The following is a 15,998-nucleotide window of genomic DNA, read 5'->3' on the forward strand; positions in this document are numbered from 1 at the left end:
TCCATCGAATTGGAAGGTTATTTTTCATTTTAAAATATCAGCTGATATCTAAGCTTTGTTTAAACGTTCCAATTGTTCCTCAGTTAAACGGATGTCTAAAGAACCAGTATTTTCCGATAGTTGTTCGGAACTGCTCACAGCAATGAGCGGAATCGTCGTGGGCGACTTTTGCAGCAGCCAGGCCAGCACGACCTGATTCGGTGTCCCTTCTGTCTCAGCTGCCACTTCACTCAGAACCCGCAGTCTTGCTTGAGCAGCCCGATCATCGTACTGACTCGGCAAAGTCACGTCCTGCCTCGTATACGCGCCATTGAGTAAAGGAGAGTAGGCCAGCATCGAAAAGTCTTCCCGGCCCTCACAATAGGTTAACAACTCTTCATCCGCACTGATTTGTATCCCAAAGTCTGCTCCTGCCCGAGGATGCAAATAAGTATAGCGCTGTTGAATGCAAGCGTAAGAAGACCAGTTATGGACATCACTGATGCCTCGCGCCTCTACTATCCTAGAAAGCGGATAATTGCTGCATCCGATAGCCCTAACCTTTCCAGTCCGAACCAGTCCATCCAAGACCTCCAACGTCTCTTCTAGCGGAGTGTTCGTATCATCAATATGCGCATAATACAAATCTATATAGTCTACACCGAGTCGAAGCAGGCTTTCGTCGATTGCTTGTTCGATCGCTTTGCGGCTTAATCCTTCTATATGTTCAAAACCGCCGCCAACAAAGGTTGGTTTGGCTCCTACCTTTGTCGCTATAATCATGCGATCCCGGTTCCCGCGTTCCTTCATCCACTGCCCAAGCAGAGACTCGCTCTCCCCGCCAACGCAGCCCTCGTTCCAGAAAGCGTAGTTGTTGGAAGTATCCAAAAAAGTGCCACCCGCTTCTTGATACTCATCCAGCAACCTATACGATGTCACTTTATCTGTTCTGGAGCCGAAATTCAAACATCCTAAAGCTAACGCGCTGACTTGTATGCCTGTTGCACCTATAGATAATTTCTGCAAAAGACGCTCCTCCTTCAACAATCAGAAAATGAGCACATACCCTCAGGCACCCTCATCCAATCTTAAATCTGGCCTGCTTCCCAAGACCTGTAATACGTGATCTTTCCCTGAAGCACGCTTAGCGTGTCCTGGAGTTCCTTGACCTGCGCCTGCAGCTTTTGCTCATGCTCCTCCAGCAGCGCCCGCCGTTGTCCGATACCGGCATCTCCTAGACGCATCATATCCGCGAATCGTTGCATTTCAGCAATCGGCATTCCGGTAGAGCGCAGTCGAGTAAGCAAAATAATCCATTCAATATCTTTCCCATGATAGGAACGATGCCCGTTCACTGCACGTGGGATCGGCTCCATGAGACCGATTTTTTCATAATATCGTAGTGTGTGTACGCTAAGTCCCGTTCTAGCTGCAACCTGTTGAATCGTTAATTCCATTGAAATCATGAAGAGGCCTCCTCGTTGATTTAGTTTACAAGCTAGAGCGCGCTCGAAGTCAACCCTTAATATCCCAAGCTTTCGATAAATTGTACTGCCGTTAGGAAAGACTCTATTTCAAATTAATCAACTTCATTATTTTTACGATCGGCGAAGCAGCTCATATAAACCTAAGAGTCCATGTGGCCCTAGATACTAAAGATCTGGGCAAACACATTGACGAGTTATTAGATATACTGCGATCATTTACAAATAATCCTGAAAATATCTTGTAAGATTTCCTAGCAGATTATTGAACTCTGATATGTAGTGGGTGCCTATTCCATTTCAATTTCAATTGTACTTTGATCAATAGGATCCTGAAAAATAATGTCCTTCAGCGATTCTTTTTCATTTATTAAAATGCCAATGGAGATGGCTTTATAAACCGAGTTCTCTATATACTCAGGACCTCCTGTTAGAAAAATGTCTTTCGAATCAGGGTGGTTCCCCTCTTTCGTAGTCACTTCCTTCAGTATTGATAAGGTCGGCCAGGTAGTTTGCGTTTCTCCCTCCTTCGGTAGCTTGATCATTACATTTATCCGCAGTTCTATCAACCTCTTCCCTTTCGGAGGAATTCTTGGTGTTCTTCCAACAGATTGAGGTTTATACATAACGGAAATTCCCATATTAGGAAGATCGAACATATTAGTTCTGGATGCTATGGAGCCATGCATATGATAGGGACCCGGGATCCCGTAATATTTAGGAATGGATGGGTTCTCTTCTTCCTCGTCAGCACAATTTTGGAAATTGCGAGTTGGCAGCTTTTCTATCAAAATTTTGAGAAATTGTACGGCTTCAGCTCTGGTTAACCCGCTCTCTTTGTCAAAACCATCAAGCGTCTTTGCTTTTTTCCCGCTTGAAATCCCCCTATCGTAAAGATAGGCAATGGATCCATCTACAGAGTAATGAAAACCAAATGTTCCGGTAATCAACTGGGCAGCTTGTCCCCGAGTGATGGGTTTGGTTCTCTCATTCATATCTGATTGAATCACCATATGAAGCTGAGCTGCCGACTGGTAATAGCGATCTGACCAGGTAGCGCCTTTTATATCCTCATTCATAGTATCTTGGTCTTTCGGGTTGGTTCGAATAAATAAAGCGAGAAACTCTTCTTGAGAGATTAATTCGTCCGGACGAAAGCTTCCATCCTCGTATCCTTGAACCATTTTCAGATTCGTTGCCCAATTTATCGACTCTTTCGCCCAATGACCCTCTACATCTCCGAAGTCTGAAGCTTCTACTGTTGTTGAAGCAACAGGTATACATAGAGCCAACGCCAATAATGAAAAAATTGCTTTTTTCATGATCATCCTCCTTGTAATTTCCGCAGAAGTTACATATATTTGCATTGCAATTCCGAATCTTGTCATGTCTTCCTAGCATGCGCATCTACCAGGAAGCAACAGAATCTCGGGAAAAAGCCAAACAGGCCTGACCCTTGATAATCCTATCCATTTCGTCAAATCCGTCTATCAACAACTACCTGATTGCTTCTCCAGAAACGCGCGAATGGATGAATCCAAACACAGCCCGATGGCATGGCTGTATGCGTCGCGAGCCTCCTCCCTCTTCGCATCCGTTTGAATAGTGGTAGGAGTTATGTTTATTATACCAGTTCGAAAGCGTGCTGCTTGAAGGAGGAGAAAAGTTTCAATGCGATTTGGTGTACACAAAGAAATAGGCTGTTCTTTATATCCTCAGATACTTTCTTTTGAGCTCGGTTAACTAGCTTGGAGACACTACCCTTGGTAATATTTAACAATTATACAATTTCCGAGTGGGAAAAGCATTCTCCATGAGCCAATAAGTAACATTGCTTTTCCATTTCACTTGATCTGGATAGAACATCTTGGATCTGAAACTTTTGATAATCAGTTAACGTCGATGGACTTGCTGATCGGGTATTTCTAACAAAGCCTTGTATTCTCAGAGGATCGACTAACTTTTCCCGTTGATACCCAGCTCTGCGCTCTATTCCTCGCTTGCTTCAGGGGCGTCTGCCTGTATGCATCCACTCAATTACAAAACTTACATCGGAAAGCATTTCAGTATTCGTATCACTATCGGCTTTGTTTTTCTCTTGATCTGCCTTCTCCCTTGCTCGCTGCAGCGCACGGTAAGTGCCTCGATACGAAAGCTTTAAATCTCGGATGCTCTTAAGCCATAGAGTCATATCCTCCATTATTCAACGCACCTCATGATTTCAGCTTTAACTTTATTAAAAGTCTCGATCATTTCAGCATTTTCGTTTTTTTGTAATTCTTCTTCGTTCTCGATCCCATATACATGACACAATAATAAAATTTCTTCTTCTGCTTGCCGCAGCGTTGGCTCCATGTCTTGAGCAAGGACAAAAAATCTACTAAGAGAAGCGAAAGCTTCGAAACTAGCTGATGGTTTAACCAATTCTTTCCTCCTTCCTTTCTACATACCGACTACTTGCTTAGGTATCACAATATTCAAACCGTGCATTCTACCTACATTAACAATGGTATAAAAATTTTCACAAACACTTTAAACTCTATTAATTTACTTTGTGATATACTGAATTTGTAAACATTTTCCTTATAAGGAGTGATTTTCATGCGTAACACATTTAAAATTTTTTTAAGTTCTGCCTTACTGTTTACCCTAGTGGCTGGCTCAGCCTCAGCTGCAGTAGTCTCAACACCCCCGAAGAACCTCCTCCAAACTGCTTCAACTAATGAAATCCAGGAAATCAGCATGAAGGTAGGCGAAGAAAAATATGTGTATTTTTACTATACCTATTTATCATCCGGTTATGGTGTAGTGAGTGTGCAACAAGCATACTATGAACCAATGCGTGTACCTAAGTATAGAATCACAGCCTTAAAACCTGGTGATGCTGTCGTTAAATACTATAATGCTAGCATAAGTGGTACGGTCACCTTAAATATTCACGTAACTGAATAATCAATATTGTTGAGTCGTATGATGTACCTTTGCTTTATGTTTAGCCCCCCCCAATTAGGCGGGGCCTTTTGATATGTTCCTCGATATTCAGACCTGTCCATAAATCTCCGAACGCCAGCTTCGCACATAAAGTTCTTCGTGAGTCCCCGTAGAGGTGCGCCTGGTCGCTACATTGAGGTGAAGATAACTGACTTCAAATTCAATAGATAAACAAAAAACCCACCTTAGCATAATTGCTTTGGTAGGCTTAATTCACTAATCAAAATCATATCTTTGAGATTGCCACGGATCGCCGTACATATGATACCCGTTCCGCTCCCAAAAGCCCGGCTTATCCTTCGGCATCAGCTCAATGCCGCGCAGCCATTTCGCGCTTTTCCAAAAGTACAGATGCGGAACGACCATCCGCACAGGAGCCCCGTGATCCGGTGTCAGCAGTTGGCCGTTGTGCCTAATCCCGAAGAAAGACGAATCACGGAGAAAATCCTCCAGCGGCAGGTTTGTCGTCCAGCCATGCTCCGCATGCAGCATGACGTGCGTAGCCTCCGGTTTCATGTTGACCTTGCTCATGATTTCGGAAACCGCAATGCCTTCCCATACATTATCCAGTTTGGACCATGTGGTTACGCAGTGAATATCATTCCCGTACTCTTTTCGCGGAAGCGCCATAAAATCTTTATACGTAATGGTAAATTCCTCTTCGACAAGCCCGAATACGTGCAAATTCCATTTGCTCATGTCGTTATAATAAGGCACGGACCCATAGTGGAGCACAGGCCAGCCTTGCGTTAGCGTTTGCCCGGGGGGAATGCGTTCTTCCTGTCCCTGCGGCTTTTGCCCAAAGAGCATAAAAAAACACCCCCCAGTTCCTACACTCTATTAATCGTTACCGATGTATGCTTCATACTCAGCTGCTGTTAACAAGCCTTCCAAGGCATCAGCGCCACTTACTTCAACTTCTACCATCCAGCCTTCGCCGAATGGAGCACTGTTCACAAGCTCAGGTGAGCTTTCAAGCGCGCCATTGACTGCCGTGACTTTACCCGATACCGGAGAGAAAATATCCGAAACCGTTTTGACTGATTCCACACTGCCGATGCTGTCGTCTGCTGTGACGGTTGCTCCAATTTTCGGAAGCTCGACGAACACAATATCCCCCAGTTGATCCTGGGCAAAATCCGTAATGCCTATGCGTAAGATGGTATCCGACAGTTTTTCAACCCATTCATGCTCTTTCGTATAAAACAAATTGCTTTGTACTTGACTCATCGCTTCACACCTCGTTTACTAGCAAATTTTGCTTTTAGCTTAATCCAACAGAAACATGAAAGTCAAGACGAATACAACCTTATCCATGCAAAAGTTATCGTTGACAATATGTACCAATGTCGGCACATAATAAGGTTAGCGAAAATAACTTAATATTAGCGAATGATGATATAGGGAGAGACCGCATGCAAGATCGCGGCGCCGAAGGAGTAAGCCCATCAGCGGTGAATCTCTCAGGCAAAAGGACCTGTATCGGACGCATCTCTGGAGAGCTTCGGACCGCCGCGAATCGCGGAGCCGGACACCAAAGGGGAAACTTGCTGGACACGCTGTGTTCGCGAGGCAACTCTCAGGTACAAAGGACAGAGCAAAAAGTATGATTTTGTGTTGCATACTTTTTGCTCTTTTTTTACATTTTGGGCAAAATAAGCCCAGATCAACCATTCGGTTTGGAAGCGAGGCGACAAGCATGCTGAAACGAACACCGCTCTTTCCCATTTATGCGGAGCACGGAGCGCGAGTCATTGATTTTGGAGGCTGGGAGCTGCCTGTTCAGTTCGCCGGCATTCAAAAAGAGCACGATGCCGTCAGGCAGCAAGTCGGGCTCTTCGATGTATCCCACATGGGTGAAGTCCAGGTGCAGGGCACTGACGCCCTCTCCTATTTGCAAAACATGACGACGAACGATGTAGCTAAGCTGGAAGTCGGCCAATGCCAGTACAGTCTCATGTGTTATCCAAATGGCGGCGTTGTAGACGACCTGCTCGTCTATAAGCTGGAGAACGAAAAGTATATGCTGGTCATTAATGCTTCAAACATCGACAAAGACATAGAATGGCTGCGCCAGCACCTCGCGGGGAATGTCCAGCTGACGAACATTTCAGACGAAACGGCCATGCTTGCCATCCAAGGTCCCCATGCCGTGCAGATTTTAAGCGCCGTTACGGACACCCCCATTGCGCAATCGTTAAAACCGTTTCACTTTCTACAAAACGTGAACGTCTCCGGCGTTAAAGCGCTCGTATCGCGCACAGGCTACACGGGAGAGGACGGCTTCGAACTGTATGTCGACCAGGCCGACGCTGTTCAGCTGTGGAAGCTGCTCCTCGAAGCTGGCCAAGCTTACGGCTTGGTGCCAGCTGGCTTAGGCGCTCGCGATACCCTTCGCTTTGAGGCGCGGCTCCCTCTTTACGGGCAAGAGCTCACGAAGGACATTACGCCGCTGGAAGCCGGTCTCTCCTTTTTCGTGAAACTGGATAAAGGAGCATTCATTGGCCGTGAAGTTATGGCCGGGCAAAAAGCTAACGGCACGCCTCGCAAGCTCGTCGGCATCGAAATGGCAGAACGCGGCATCCCGCGCCCACATTACGCTGTTTTTGCGGGAGATCATCAGATCGGTGAAGTGACGACTGGCACCCAATCTCCTACGTTTAAAACGAATATTGGTTTGGCTTTGATCGATTCCGCCTACAGCGCGATTGGCACTGAGGTGAATGTTGAAATCAGAGGGGCTCAGGTGAAGGCGAAAGTCGTTGCCACCCCTTTTTATAAAAGAAAACCATAACCGTTTGGGCTGAGAGGAGCTTACCACTACGATGAAACATCGCTACTTACCGATTACCGAGCAGGATCAGAAAGAGATGTTGACGACGATTGGCATCACGTCCATCGACGAGATGTTTCAGGATATTCCGCAGCAGGTACGCTTTCAGGGTGAACTCGACGTGTCTGCGGCACTGGATGAGCAAAGCCTGCTTCGCTACATGCGCGGTCTGGCGGGCCGCAACGCCGACTTCGACCGCTATGCCAGCTTCCTGGGCGCTGGCATCTACGATCATCACCTTCCGGTGGTGATCAATCATGTCATCTCACGTTCGGAATTCTACACGGCGTACACGCCCTACCAACCGGAAATCAGCCAGGGCGAGCTGCAGGCGATTTTCGAATTTCAATCGTACATCTGCGAGCTGACCGGCATGGCCGTAGCGAACGCCTCGATGTACGACGGCGCAACGGCGCTGGCCGAAGCCGGCGCCCTGGCCAGCGGCGCGACGAAGCGCAGCCGCCTGCTCGTATCGCGCGCGGTGCACCCTGAAGCGCGCGCCATCCTGCGCACAACCGCCCGCGGGCTGAACTTGGACGTAGTCGAGATCGCCCTCACGCCAGCTGGCGTAACGGATCTGGACGACCTCGCGTCCAAGCTCAGCGGCGACACCGCAGCCGTTATCGTCCAATCGCCGAATTTTTTCGGCTGTTTGGAGGACGTCGGCGCTGTGGAGCCGCTCGCGCACGGCGCGGGCGCGCTGCTTGTCGTGAGCGCAAATCCGCTCACGCTGGGCTTGCTGGAGGCGCCGGGGAAGCTGGGCGCTGACATCGTGGTCGGCGACTGCCAGCCGCTCGGCATCCCCGCTTCGCTCGGCGGGCCGACGTGCGGCTACTTCGCTGTCGCGGAAAGCTGGATGCGCCGCATGCCTGGGCGCATCGTCGGACAAACCGTAGACCGCGAGGGCAAGCGCGGTTTCGTCCTTACGCTGCAAGCGCGGGAGCAGCATATCAGACGTGAGAAAGCCACGTCGAACATCTGCTCCAACCAGGCGCTTCTCGCGCTCTGCGCCTCCGTGTACTTGTCCACGATGGGCAAGCAAGGCATCCAGGACGTGGGCAAGCTGAACGTCCAGAAAGCCCACTACGCGGCAAACCGCCTCGCCGCGTCAGGCAAGCTGAAGCTCCCATTCAGCGGCAGCTTCTTCAATGAATTTGCCGTCAAGCTTCCTGACGGCACGAACATGCAGGAGCTTGGCCGCAAGCTCCTTGAGCGCCACATCATCGGCGGCTACGACCTCGGCCGCGATTACCCCGAGCTCGCCGGCCACATGCTGATTGCCGTCACCGAGCAAAGAACCCGCGAAGATATCGATACCTTTGCCACTGCATTGGAGGAGTTCGTATGAGCCAGAAGAACGAAAAATCGCTCATTTTCGAAATGAGCCACCCAGGACGCGTCGCTTACGCTTTGCCGGAATCCGATGTGCCTGATATCGATCTGAACGAGGCGCTGCCTGCCAAGTATGTACGCCAAAGCGCAGCGGAGCTCCCCGAAGTATTCGAAGTCGATGTCATTCGCCATTACACAGCGCTATCACGCCGCAATTTCGGCATCGATAACGGATTCTATCCGCTTGGTTCTTGTACAATGAAATATAATCCCAAGATCAATGAAGATGTCGCCCGCTTCCCGGGCTTTGCCAAAATTCATCCCTATCAGCCGGAGGAATCCCTTCAAGGTGCGATGGAGCTGCTCTACCATCTCCAAAACGATCTTCAAGCGATCACCGGAATGGATCGCGTCACGCTCCAGCCCGCCGCTGGCGCTCATGGCGAGTGGACCGGACTCATGATGATTCGCGCCTACCATGAGAGCAGAGGCGAGAAGCGGACCAAGGTCATCTGCCCCGACTCCGCACATGGCACCAATCCGGCCAGCGCAACCGTTGCTGGCTTTCAAACCGTCACAATCAAGTCGGACGAGCGAGGCCTTGTGAATCTGGAGGAACTTCGCAAAGCCGTAGGTTCCGACACCGCCGCACTCATGCTGACCAATCCGAACACACTCGGCTTGTTCGAAGAACAGATCGTTGAGATCGCGGAGATCGTTCACACGGCGGGCGGCTTGCTCTACTACGACGGCGCTAACGCCAACGCCATTATGGGGATCACACGCCCCGGCGACATGGGCTTCGACGTCGTGCATCTAAACCTGCACAAAACCATGAGCACGCCGCACGGCGGCGGAGGTCCCGGCGCAGGGCCTGTCGGCGTCAAAGAAAAGCTGATTCCTTTCTTGCCGACTCCGCTGGTCGCCAAGCGCGATGACGGCAGCTTTTACTTCGACGATAACTTCCCGCAGTCCATCGGCCGCGTCAAAAGCTTCTATGGCAATTTCGGCATCCTCGTCCGCGCCTACACCTATATTCGCACCCTCGGACCGGAAGGTTTGCGCAAAGTGTCCGAATACGCTGTTTTGAATGCCAATTATATGCTGGCCAGGCTGACACCTCACTTTGATGTGCCGCATCCGCGCTTCTGCAAGCATGAATTCGTGCTGTCCGGCAATCGGCAGAAAAAGTTAGGCGTTCGCACACTGGACATCGCCAAGCGGTTGCTCGATTTCGGCTATCACCCGCCAACCATCTATTTTCCGCTCAACGTCGAGGAATGCATCATGATCGAACCGACGGAAACCGAAAGCAAAGCAACGCTGGATGCCTTCATCGACACCCTGATCGCGATCGCCAAAGAAGCCGAAGAGAACCCGGAACTTGTTAAAAATGCTCCTTACACAACCGTTGTCAGCCGTATGGATGAAGCGCTCGCTGCACGTAAACCGGTGCTGAACTGCTCCTGCGGTTAATCATAATCCTGGCGCGTACAAATAAAAGCCGCTGTTCCAGCTGTTTACCAGCAGAACGGCGGCTTTTCAGATTAATGTGCTGCCAAAGCGTAGTTGTTTTGTGTTTTGCCATTTAATAGGCTTCAGCGTTGTTATAGTGGACGCGTCCCCACTAACCGCAACCCGCACTCGAACTAGGTACATGAAAAGTGAACGACTATGTTCATGAAAGCTTAGGGGCTGCCTACCAGTGCTGCCACTCTATTATCTGGCGACCTTCTGCTTCTCACACAAAGCACGTTGAATATCGCGCTGTGCATCCCGCTTCGAGAATCGCAAGGCGGCGAACCATCTAAAACCCGAATCCTCCTGAAAGAGTTTTATATAGTAAATATATACAAAAAACAACAGTTATATATCCTGATATTTTAGTACTAATGATATAATATGCACTGGGACTAACTTTTCGAAATGTACTTCCGAAAGAATTTTTCAAAACAAATTCAGGTCTTATAATACTTACTATTCCCCATATTAATATTAGAAGTATCACAATTGAAAATAAAATCCAGTTTCCCATTTTATCCCTCCAAAATTATTTTTGACCGATGTGATTTAACCAATCGTAATATGACATCGGATAGCTTGGTTCATGAGAGGTAAGTTCGATGAGTTTTATTTCATGCTCATAGGCAGAGTCACGCAATGGTACTATTGCTACTGATCTACTGTAACCTAGACCCCCGCCTACGATTCCTTCGACGTCAGAATCCTCCAAGTCCTTAGAAACCTCTGCTTCTACAAAATAGAATCTTCCGTAGTTTGCTCCTTTTTTTACGTAATTCTCAATATTTCCACCATTATTAAAAGAAACTCCTGCAGAAGCAGTTAGTTGATAAGCAAGCTGTCCGTTAAGCCCCTTAATAAAGCTAATACTCAATGCACCACTTTGAACTTTTGCTTGCAGTCCAGCAGTACCAACAATTGAAATACTGGCTGTTCCTTTTACATACGTTTCCGCCACCCATCCAGACTTTGTGTCGCCTACACCTCCAGTTTTTGTTTTATAAACCGTTGTTTCTGCACCTGTGCTCATATCTCTTCTAGTAACAGAATCCGCATATCTTAACCTAAGTGCATTTGCTTGATCGTGCCAATATTGCCTTTCGCTGTTTGTGGTTGCTTTACCATAGTTATCGGTATATCTTATCATGTCTTCTTTCTCGCCTTTGTTCCATAAATGTGCCATGCTATTATCAATCTCTTCGAAATGCCCTGTTGGATCAGTATACTTGAGTGAATTATTGCTTACATAAGTATACAAATTCAAACTCAGCGGATTATCAATCTGTCCTTCATACGTATCCTCCCCAACAAACCTCCCCATACTCGGATCATACCATCGAGCCCTCAGATATTGCAGCCCAACCTTATCATCCATCATTTCACCCGAGTATTTAAACGGCTGTGGCAGATTCTCCTGCTGGCTGACAATGTTCCCCCAAATGTCATACTGGTACGAATTCAGCTTCGTATTCCCAGTACTATCCATTAAGTTTACTACGTCACCATGTCCATTTTGAAGATAGTACGACTTACCTTGACCATCCTCGCGAGCTACTAACCCCTGACCACGAATGTATCTAGCTTTCAGTGAAGCTGAGCCATTACCATAAGCAATATAATCCAGCATAACATTAGTCGATGCTGCCGCTGGATTCTTAGTTCCCTTAACAATTACTTTTATCGTATGTGTTCCAGAGGTCAAACTGCTGTTCGAATAAATCACAGATTGATATTGACGGTTTATGTTGGAGTTTGGATATGTATCTACATCCGAAGCTACGATTATTCCATCAATAAGAATATCAGCTTTTCCGCCAGATGGACCTTTACGAGCCACCACTTGTACGTAAGTCCCCGTGAATGACATTTGAGCACTGTCGTTGGCAGTTCCACTGTATGTCATTGAACCGTTGTAATCATTCGTGTCATTTTGTGCAACCCAACTACCTGTATATTGAATGGCAGAAGAAGTATTATCTACAATCTGATTATTTACATTACCTTCCGCTATAATCTGGTCTCCATCCCAATAATAACGAGTGGTTTGACTATTTTCCGTTCGTTCCCATAGGAGTCCATCACCATTGTATTTGTAGTTGACGGATGGACCATTGCCACCTTGAGGAGTTAGACCAACAGTTATAAGTCTATCGCGTTTATCAAATGTTTTTAACGAATCAGGACTATCAAACGGATTGTTCGTCGTCATACTGGTTCGATTTCCACGATTATCGTATCCGTAAGTTTCATTAAACTGATCGGAAGTGGAGATGCGATTGAGCCTATCATACGTGAAGTTGTTTGTGATTGCAGGAACTGCTGGATCATTACCAGTTTTCTCTGCCCTAGTCTTCTGATTACCATTATTATCGTAGGTGTAAGTGAATGTGTTCAGTGTTGTACCATTAGACTTCTTCTCGGTTAGAGTACCAATACGAAGCCCATCATACTCGAAGTCTGAAGTTACTCCACTGTGCTGTGTGATCTGCTTCAGCAAGCTATTGTTATAATACGTATACTTCGCATCGTAATCAGTAGTATTGCTGTTGTTCAGGAAGTCAGCTGATGGAGCCACAATGTCCAATCGATTCCTTGAATCATAATGATAATACGTATTAACCCCAAACGGATCATTCATGACAAATCGATTGCCTGCGGTATCATAATCATACTTGATGCTTTTACCATCTGGATACGTTTGGGTACTCAAGGCTCCTGTAGATGAGCTAAAGTTGTATCCCGTAGTTCCAGTACCATCCACCATTTGAGTACGTCTTCCAGCAAGATCGTAACTGAAACCAATTTTTTCTTCGCTGGCTATCGGATTCCACGAAGCATCCGTGATTTCTTTACTCTTTAGGAAGTTCCTATTATCAAAGGTGTATTTAAAATAATTCAAATTACGATCAAAGAGTCCTGTTTGATTGCTATTCGCATCATAAAAGAACTTTTCCACTTTGCCGTTTGCATCGGTCGTTTGAATCAATCTACCAATTTCATCGTACTTCTTTAAGTTCGTCTTACTGTCTGGATAAGTGACCTGAAGCAAGTTACCAAGATTGTCGTATTGATATGCAGTAGTTTCGTTCTTCGCATTTAGAACACTTGTTAAATGCCCAATTGTATCATAATTATAAGTCGTTTTATTTTGTGGAGTTTGATTGTCTGTGGCTGTCAGAACATGACCAGCATTATCGAAGGTAAAGGTACCAAGTGTTGTTGTTTTAGTTCCACCACCAGCAATCTTTTTCGTTTCTTCTTTGCTTGTGGTACGACCACCTTTATCGTAATACTCCTTAAACACGTAGCCTTCCGCATCTGTGCTAGTTTTTGTGTTTATTACGCTAGTATCATCATAAAGAACACTTGCAGTTGAACCCCCTGGATACGTGATCAGATTCTGACGACTCCATTGATCATAGCCATAGCTTGTATGGTTACCAAGTGCATCTTCTGTCCAAGTCAAGCGTCCGTATGAATCATATCCATACTTCGCTTTGGATTTATATATCCCCCCCTCATTGATACCAGCGTCCATTTTCAAACCTAACGGGTTCCATTTGGTTAAGGATTGAACACCAGTCTCATCAGTTTGTTGAACTTGATTCTGAGAGTCATTGTAGTCCACCTTAATAAAACTGTTATCGGGATGAATTGCTTTCGTTACACGGCCAATTTCATCGAATTCATAATTTGTTGTGTTTGAGTTACCATCTGTAAACGCCTTTAGGCGTCCATTTAAAGTATTGTAGTCGTATCTCTTGACAATGGTAGAAGCACTTCCATTTGCATCTGTGACATTTATGCTTTGTTTTGTAGGAAATGCACCAGAATAAGGTGCTGTAGTATTATATTCAGTTTGGAACGTTGTATAAGTTGTTGCATTTTTCTTCACTCTGGTTTGTAATGCGTTCCCATAAGTATCAAAATTTTCGTAAAGGGTTTCTTGAAGAATTGCGCCAGATGCGCTCCCCTCACGCACGCGAACAGCTATAACATTGCCATGCATTGCATCCCGAACATATTCTGTATACTGAGTTTGATTAGCAGAGATTGGCTTCGACACACCAACTAGTAAATGCAAAGCTACATCATACGTATAGGTGGTTGTAACTCCTAATACATCTACATAACTTGTGACATTCCCAAAAGGATCATAAGCTGTCTGTGTTGTAGTTGTGACAGGATTAGTACTTCCCTGCATCGATTTGATAACTTGAGTCGTGATTGGCTTAGGATACTTGTTAATTTCATCATACGTATAATTAGTCGTTACAGTATAAGTAGGTGAATCCTGAGGTGCTGAAGAAACTTGATTCATATTATAAAATACCGCTGGTGTATCTGTGTCGATGTAATGCTTCTTGTTAGTAAAGACATTCATCGTTAGACCATCTTTTATGGTTGTAGAAAAAGAAGGGATATCTGCGCCATAAGAACTTGCCATGTCACCAGAAAAAGAAATATCCTTATGGTTATATCGCTCTACGCTACCATCTGAAAGCGTAACTTGGTCTTCACGTGAAGTCGCCCGAAAAACCTGATTAACCGCGTTTGCACCAGTAAATCGAAAAGTAGCAGAGTCTTCATAGGAATAAACTGTTTTAGAACCAGTTGGATGTGTGACTCCAATAAGCAAAGCGTACGGATTGCTAATATAAGGAGTGGTGCCAAGCAAATTAAAAAATGCATCCTTCATATAGTAATCATAGGTGGTTGTTCTTCCTAAAGCATCTACGACCTGTGTAAGAAGCTCTTTTCCATTAACGGTCGTTTTATTATAGGTAACTGTCTCAGTACCCTTTTTAATTACAACAGCACTATTACTATAGGTAATATTAATACTGTTACCGATAGCATCAACAATGGAACTTAACACTGTTCCATATGTAGGATCATCCATGTAATTAAACAAAACGGTGTTATTAAATTTATCGACATATTCAAGCAGGTGTCCTTTGGCATCGAAGTACTGTGTAATACCTTGAATTGAATGTAACGCATAAGCCGATTTAATCGTGCCAACAGTTACTGTGTTATCTGGTGTGAAAGTAAGATCTCTCCACGGATAACCAATTAAGTTGTAATTAACGATCTTATACACACCTGCTCCACCTAGGTGCAAATAGAGACTACTGCCAGTAACATCAATATACGAAATGTCCCATGTCCATCCTTTTCCTATCGGAAAGAATTTCTCTTCAAAAGAAGGAATTGTACCGTTGGAGCTACCGTAAGTTACCATCTGATTAAATTGTGAGCTGCCACTGTCATAGGTTCTAGTTAGGGTAAAACCAAGACCGTTTCGCCCTGGCAGTGACATATCTGCTTTTTGCATGGAGAGTCCACCTGACAAGGTGGATATACTCTCCTGATCTAATTGCACAGTATACGGTGCAGTATCCGGTGATGTATTTACATAACTATAGTCTGGCACAGGATCTGTAGTAGCCGCGCTAATTTTCGGTTCTACATAACTCTGTGCACTTAGATCACTCTGAATCTTACTCTGTGCTTCTTTAGATAAGTTGATAGGTGTAGGTTTAATTCTCTCTAGACTTTCCTTTAGTGCGCCTTTCGATTGTTGCTGATAACCAAGAGCAGACTCCGTTTCATCTAATGTATAGCCTTGATCAAGGATTGCTTGAATTTCATCATCTGAAATGGAATAGGAATCTTTTAATTCCTTCTTTCGCTCTTCAGTAGCCTTATTTTTTCCCTCTTGTTCTATCTGTTGCTTCTCAGCAGATGCTGCATAGGAAACATTAGAGGCAATTGGTAGACTTGTTAGTAAAAGAGAGCAAAGCAGAATAGTTGCGAGAATTCTGTACAAACGCTTACTCAACGGGAATGCCCTC

13 protein-coding genes and 1 riboswitch are annotated in these 15,998 nt (G+C 45.8%); of the genes, 4 read left to right on the forward strand and 9 right to left on the reverse strand.

What is annotated here, in order from left to right; translation table 11 throughout:
• Nucleotides 1–48: 48 nt before the first annotated feature.
• The 5 genes from ABRS97_RS11530 to ABRS97_RS11550 all read right to left on the reverse strand — a co-directional run bounded on the left by ABRS97_RS11530 (nt 49) and on the right by ABRS97_RS11550 (nt 3,887).
• Nucleotides 49–1,005 (reverse strand): aldo/keto reductase, encoded by a 957-nt coding sequence (locus tag ABRS97_RS11530; protein ID WP_367813936.1) that lies wholly within the window; start codon nt 1,003–1,005, stop codon nt 49–51.
• 62 nt (nt 1,006–1,067) lie between these two features.
• A complete protein-coding gene (locus ABRS97_RS11535) occupies nt 1,068–1,445 on the reverse strand; it encodes a MerR family transcriptional regulator (protein WP_367813938.1) in 378 nt (125 codons plus the stop codon).
• 308 nt (nt 1,446–1,753) lie between these two features.
• Nucleotides 1,754–2,785, reverse strand: coding sequence for an S-layer homology domain-containing protein (locus ABRS97_RS11540; RefSeq protein WP_367813940.1), 1,032 nt, complete (start codon nt 2,783–2,785; stop codon nt 1,754–1,756).
• A gap of 683 nt (nt 2,786–3,468) precedes the next feature.
• Nucleotides 3,469–3,663: a hypothetical protein gene (locus tag ABRS97_RS11545; RefSeq protein ID WP_367813942.1), complete on the reverse strand. Its 195-nt coding sequence runs from the start codon at nt 3,661–3,663 to the stop codon at nt 3,469–3,471.
• Nucleotides 3,663–3,887 carry a hypothetical protein gene (locus ABRS97_RS11550; protein WP_367813944.1) on the reverse strand — a complete coding sequence of 75 codons (225 nt, stop codon included), beginning with the start codon at nt 3,885–3,887 and terminating at the stop codon, nt 3,663–3,665. The genes ABRS97_RS11545 and ABRS97_RS11550 overlap by 1 nt, the downstream gene beginning before the upstream one ends.
• A 177-nt stretch (nt 3,888–4,064) precedes the next feature.
• On the opposite strand from ABRS97_RS11550, the gene ABRS97_RS11555 reads away from it, so the two are divergent.
• On the forward strand, nt 4,065–4,415 hold the full coding sequence (locus ABRS97_RS11555; RefSeq protein ID WP_367813946.1) for a hypothetical protein: 351 nt from the start codon (nt 4,065–4,067) through the stop codon (nt 4,413–4,415).
• A gap of 255 nt (nt 4,416–4,670) precedes the next feature.
• On the opposite strand, the gene ABRS97_RS11560 is transcribed toward ABRS97_RS11555, so the two are convergent.
• Nucleotides 4,671–5,264 carry a sulfite oxidase-like oxidoreductase gene (locus ABRS97_RS11560; RefSeq protein ID WP_367813948.1) on the reverse strand — a complete coding sequence of 198 codons (594 nt, stop codon included), beginning with the start codon at nt 5,262–5,264 and terminating at the stop codon, nt 4,671–4,673.
• 30 nt (nt 5,265–5,294) lie between these two features.
• Nucleotides 5,295–5,684, reverse strand: coding sequence for a glycine cleavage system protein GcvH (gene gcvH / locus ABRS97_RS11565; RefSeq protein WP_367813950.1), 390 nt, complete (start codon nt 5,682–5,684; stop codon nt 5,295–5,297).
• Nucleotides 5,685–5,846: 162 nt separating this feature from the next.
• Nucleotides 5,847–5,943, forward strand: a riboswitch (glycine riboswitch).
• A 210-nt stretch (nt 5,944–6,153) separates the two neighbouring features.
• On the opposite strand from gcvH, the gene gcvT reads away from it, so the two are divergent.
• From gcvT to gcvPB, 3 genes are read left to right on the forward strand one after another with little or no spacing between them, the layout of a single operon-like run.
• The gene (gcvT, locus tag ABRS97_RS11570; protein WP_367813952.1) at nt 6,154–7,248 is read left to right on the forward strand and encodes a glycine cleavage system aminomethyltransferase GcvT; all 1,095 of its coding nucleotides are present in this window, start codon (nt 6,154–6,156) and stop codon (nt 7,246–7,248) included.
• Between the two features lie 31 nt (nt 7,249–7,279).
• Complete coding sequence (gene gcvPA / locus ABRS97_RS11575; protein WP_367813954.1) at nt 7,280–8,635, forward strand: aminomethyl-transferring glycine dehydrogenase subunit GcvPA; 1,356 nt, start codon at nt 7,280–7,282, stop codon at nt 8,633–8,635.
• Nucleotides 8,632–10,095, forward strand: a complete 1,464-nt coding sequence (gene gcvPB / locus ABRS97_RS11580) for an aminomethyl-transferring glycine dehydrogenase subunit GcvPB (RefSeq protein WP_367813956.1) — start codon at nt 8,632–8,634, stop codon at nt 10,093–10,095. The genes gcvPA and gcvPB overlap by 4 nt, the downstream gene beginning before the upstream one ends.
• Before the next feature lie 331 nt (nt 10,096–10,426).
• Here the strand turns inward: gcvPB and ABRS97_RS28200 are convergent, their stop codons facing one another.
• Both ABRS97_RS28200 and ABRS97_RS11585 read right to left on the reverse strand, forming a co-directional pair.
• Nucleotides 10,427–10,654: a DUF6199 family natural product biosynthesis protein gene (locus tag ABRS97_RS28200; RefSeq protein WP_483312448.1), complete on the reverse strand. Its 228-nt coding sequence runs from the start codon at nt 10,652–10,654 to the stop codon at nt 10,427–10,429.
• Between the two features lie 15 nt (nt 10,655–10,669).
• Nucleotides 10,670–15,985 carry an RHS repeat-associated core domain-containing protein gene (locus ABRS97_RS11585; RefSeq protein WP_367813958.1) on the reverse strand — a complete coding sequence of 1,772 codons (5,316 nt, stop codon included), beginning with the start codon at nt 15,983–15,985 and terminating at the stop codon, nt 10,670–10,672.
• Between the last annotated feature and the right edge of the window lie 13 nt (nt 15,986–15,998).

Source organism: Paenibacillus tabacirhizosphaerae, assembly GCF_040812395.1.
Taxonomy (GTDB): Bacteria; Bacillota; Bacilli; order Paenibacillales; family NBRC-103111; genus Paenibacillus_E.

Coding starts and splice junctions, on each gene's coding strand:
- ABRS97_RS11535 (WP_367813938.1), bottom strand. CDS start 1,445: ATGATTTCAATGGAATTAACGATTCAACAGGTTGCAGCTAGAACGGGA.
- ABRS97_RS11555 (WP_367813946.1), top strand. CDS start 4,065: ATGCGTAACACATTTAAAATTTTTTTAAGTTCTGCCTTACTGTTTACC.
- ABRS97_RS11545 (WP_367813942.1), bottom strand. CDS start 3,663: ATGGAGGATATGACTCTATGGCTTAAGAGCATCCGAGATTTAAAGCTT.
- ABRS97_RS28200 (WP_483312448.1), bottom strand. CDS start 10,654: ATGGGAAACTGGATTTTATTTTCAATTGTGATACTTCTAATATTAATA.
- gcvPA (WP_367813954.1), top strand. CDS start 7,280: ATGAAACATCGCTACTTACCGATTACCGAGCAGGATCAGAAAGAGATG.
- ABRS97_RS11560 (WP_367813948.1), bottom strand. CDS start 5,264: ATGCTCTTTGGGCAAAAGCCGCAGGGACAGGAAGAACGCATTCCCCCC.
- gcvPB (WP_367813956.1), top strand. CDS start 8,632: ATGAGCCAGAAGAACGAAAAATCGCTCATTTTCGAAATGAGCCACCCA.
- ABRS97_RS11540 (WP_367813940.1), bottom strand. CDS start 2,785: ATGAAAAAAGCAATTTTTTCATTATTGGCGTTGGCTCTATGTATACCT.
- gcvT (WP_367813952.1), top strand. CDS start 6,154: ATGCTGAAACGAACACCGCTCTTTCCCATTTATGCGGAGCACGGAGCG.
- gcvH (WP_367813950.1), bottom strand. CDS start 5,684: ATGAGTCAAGTACAAAGCAATTTGTTTTATACGAAAGAGCATGAATGG.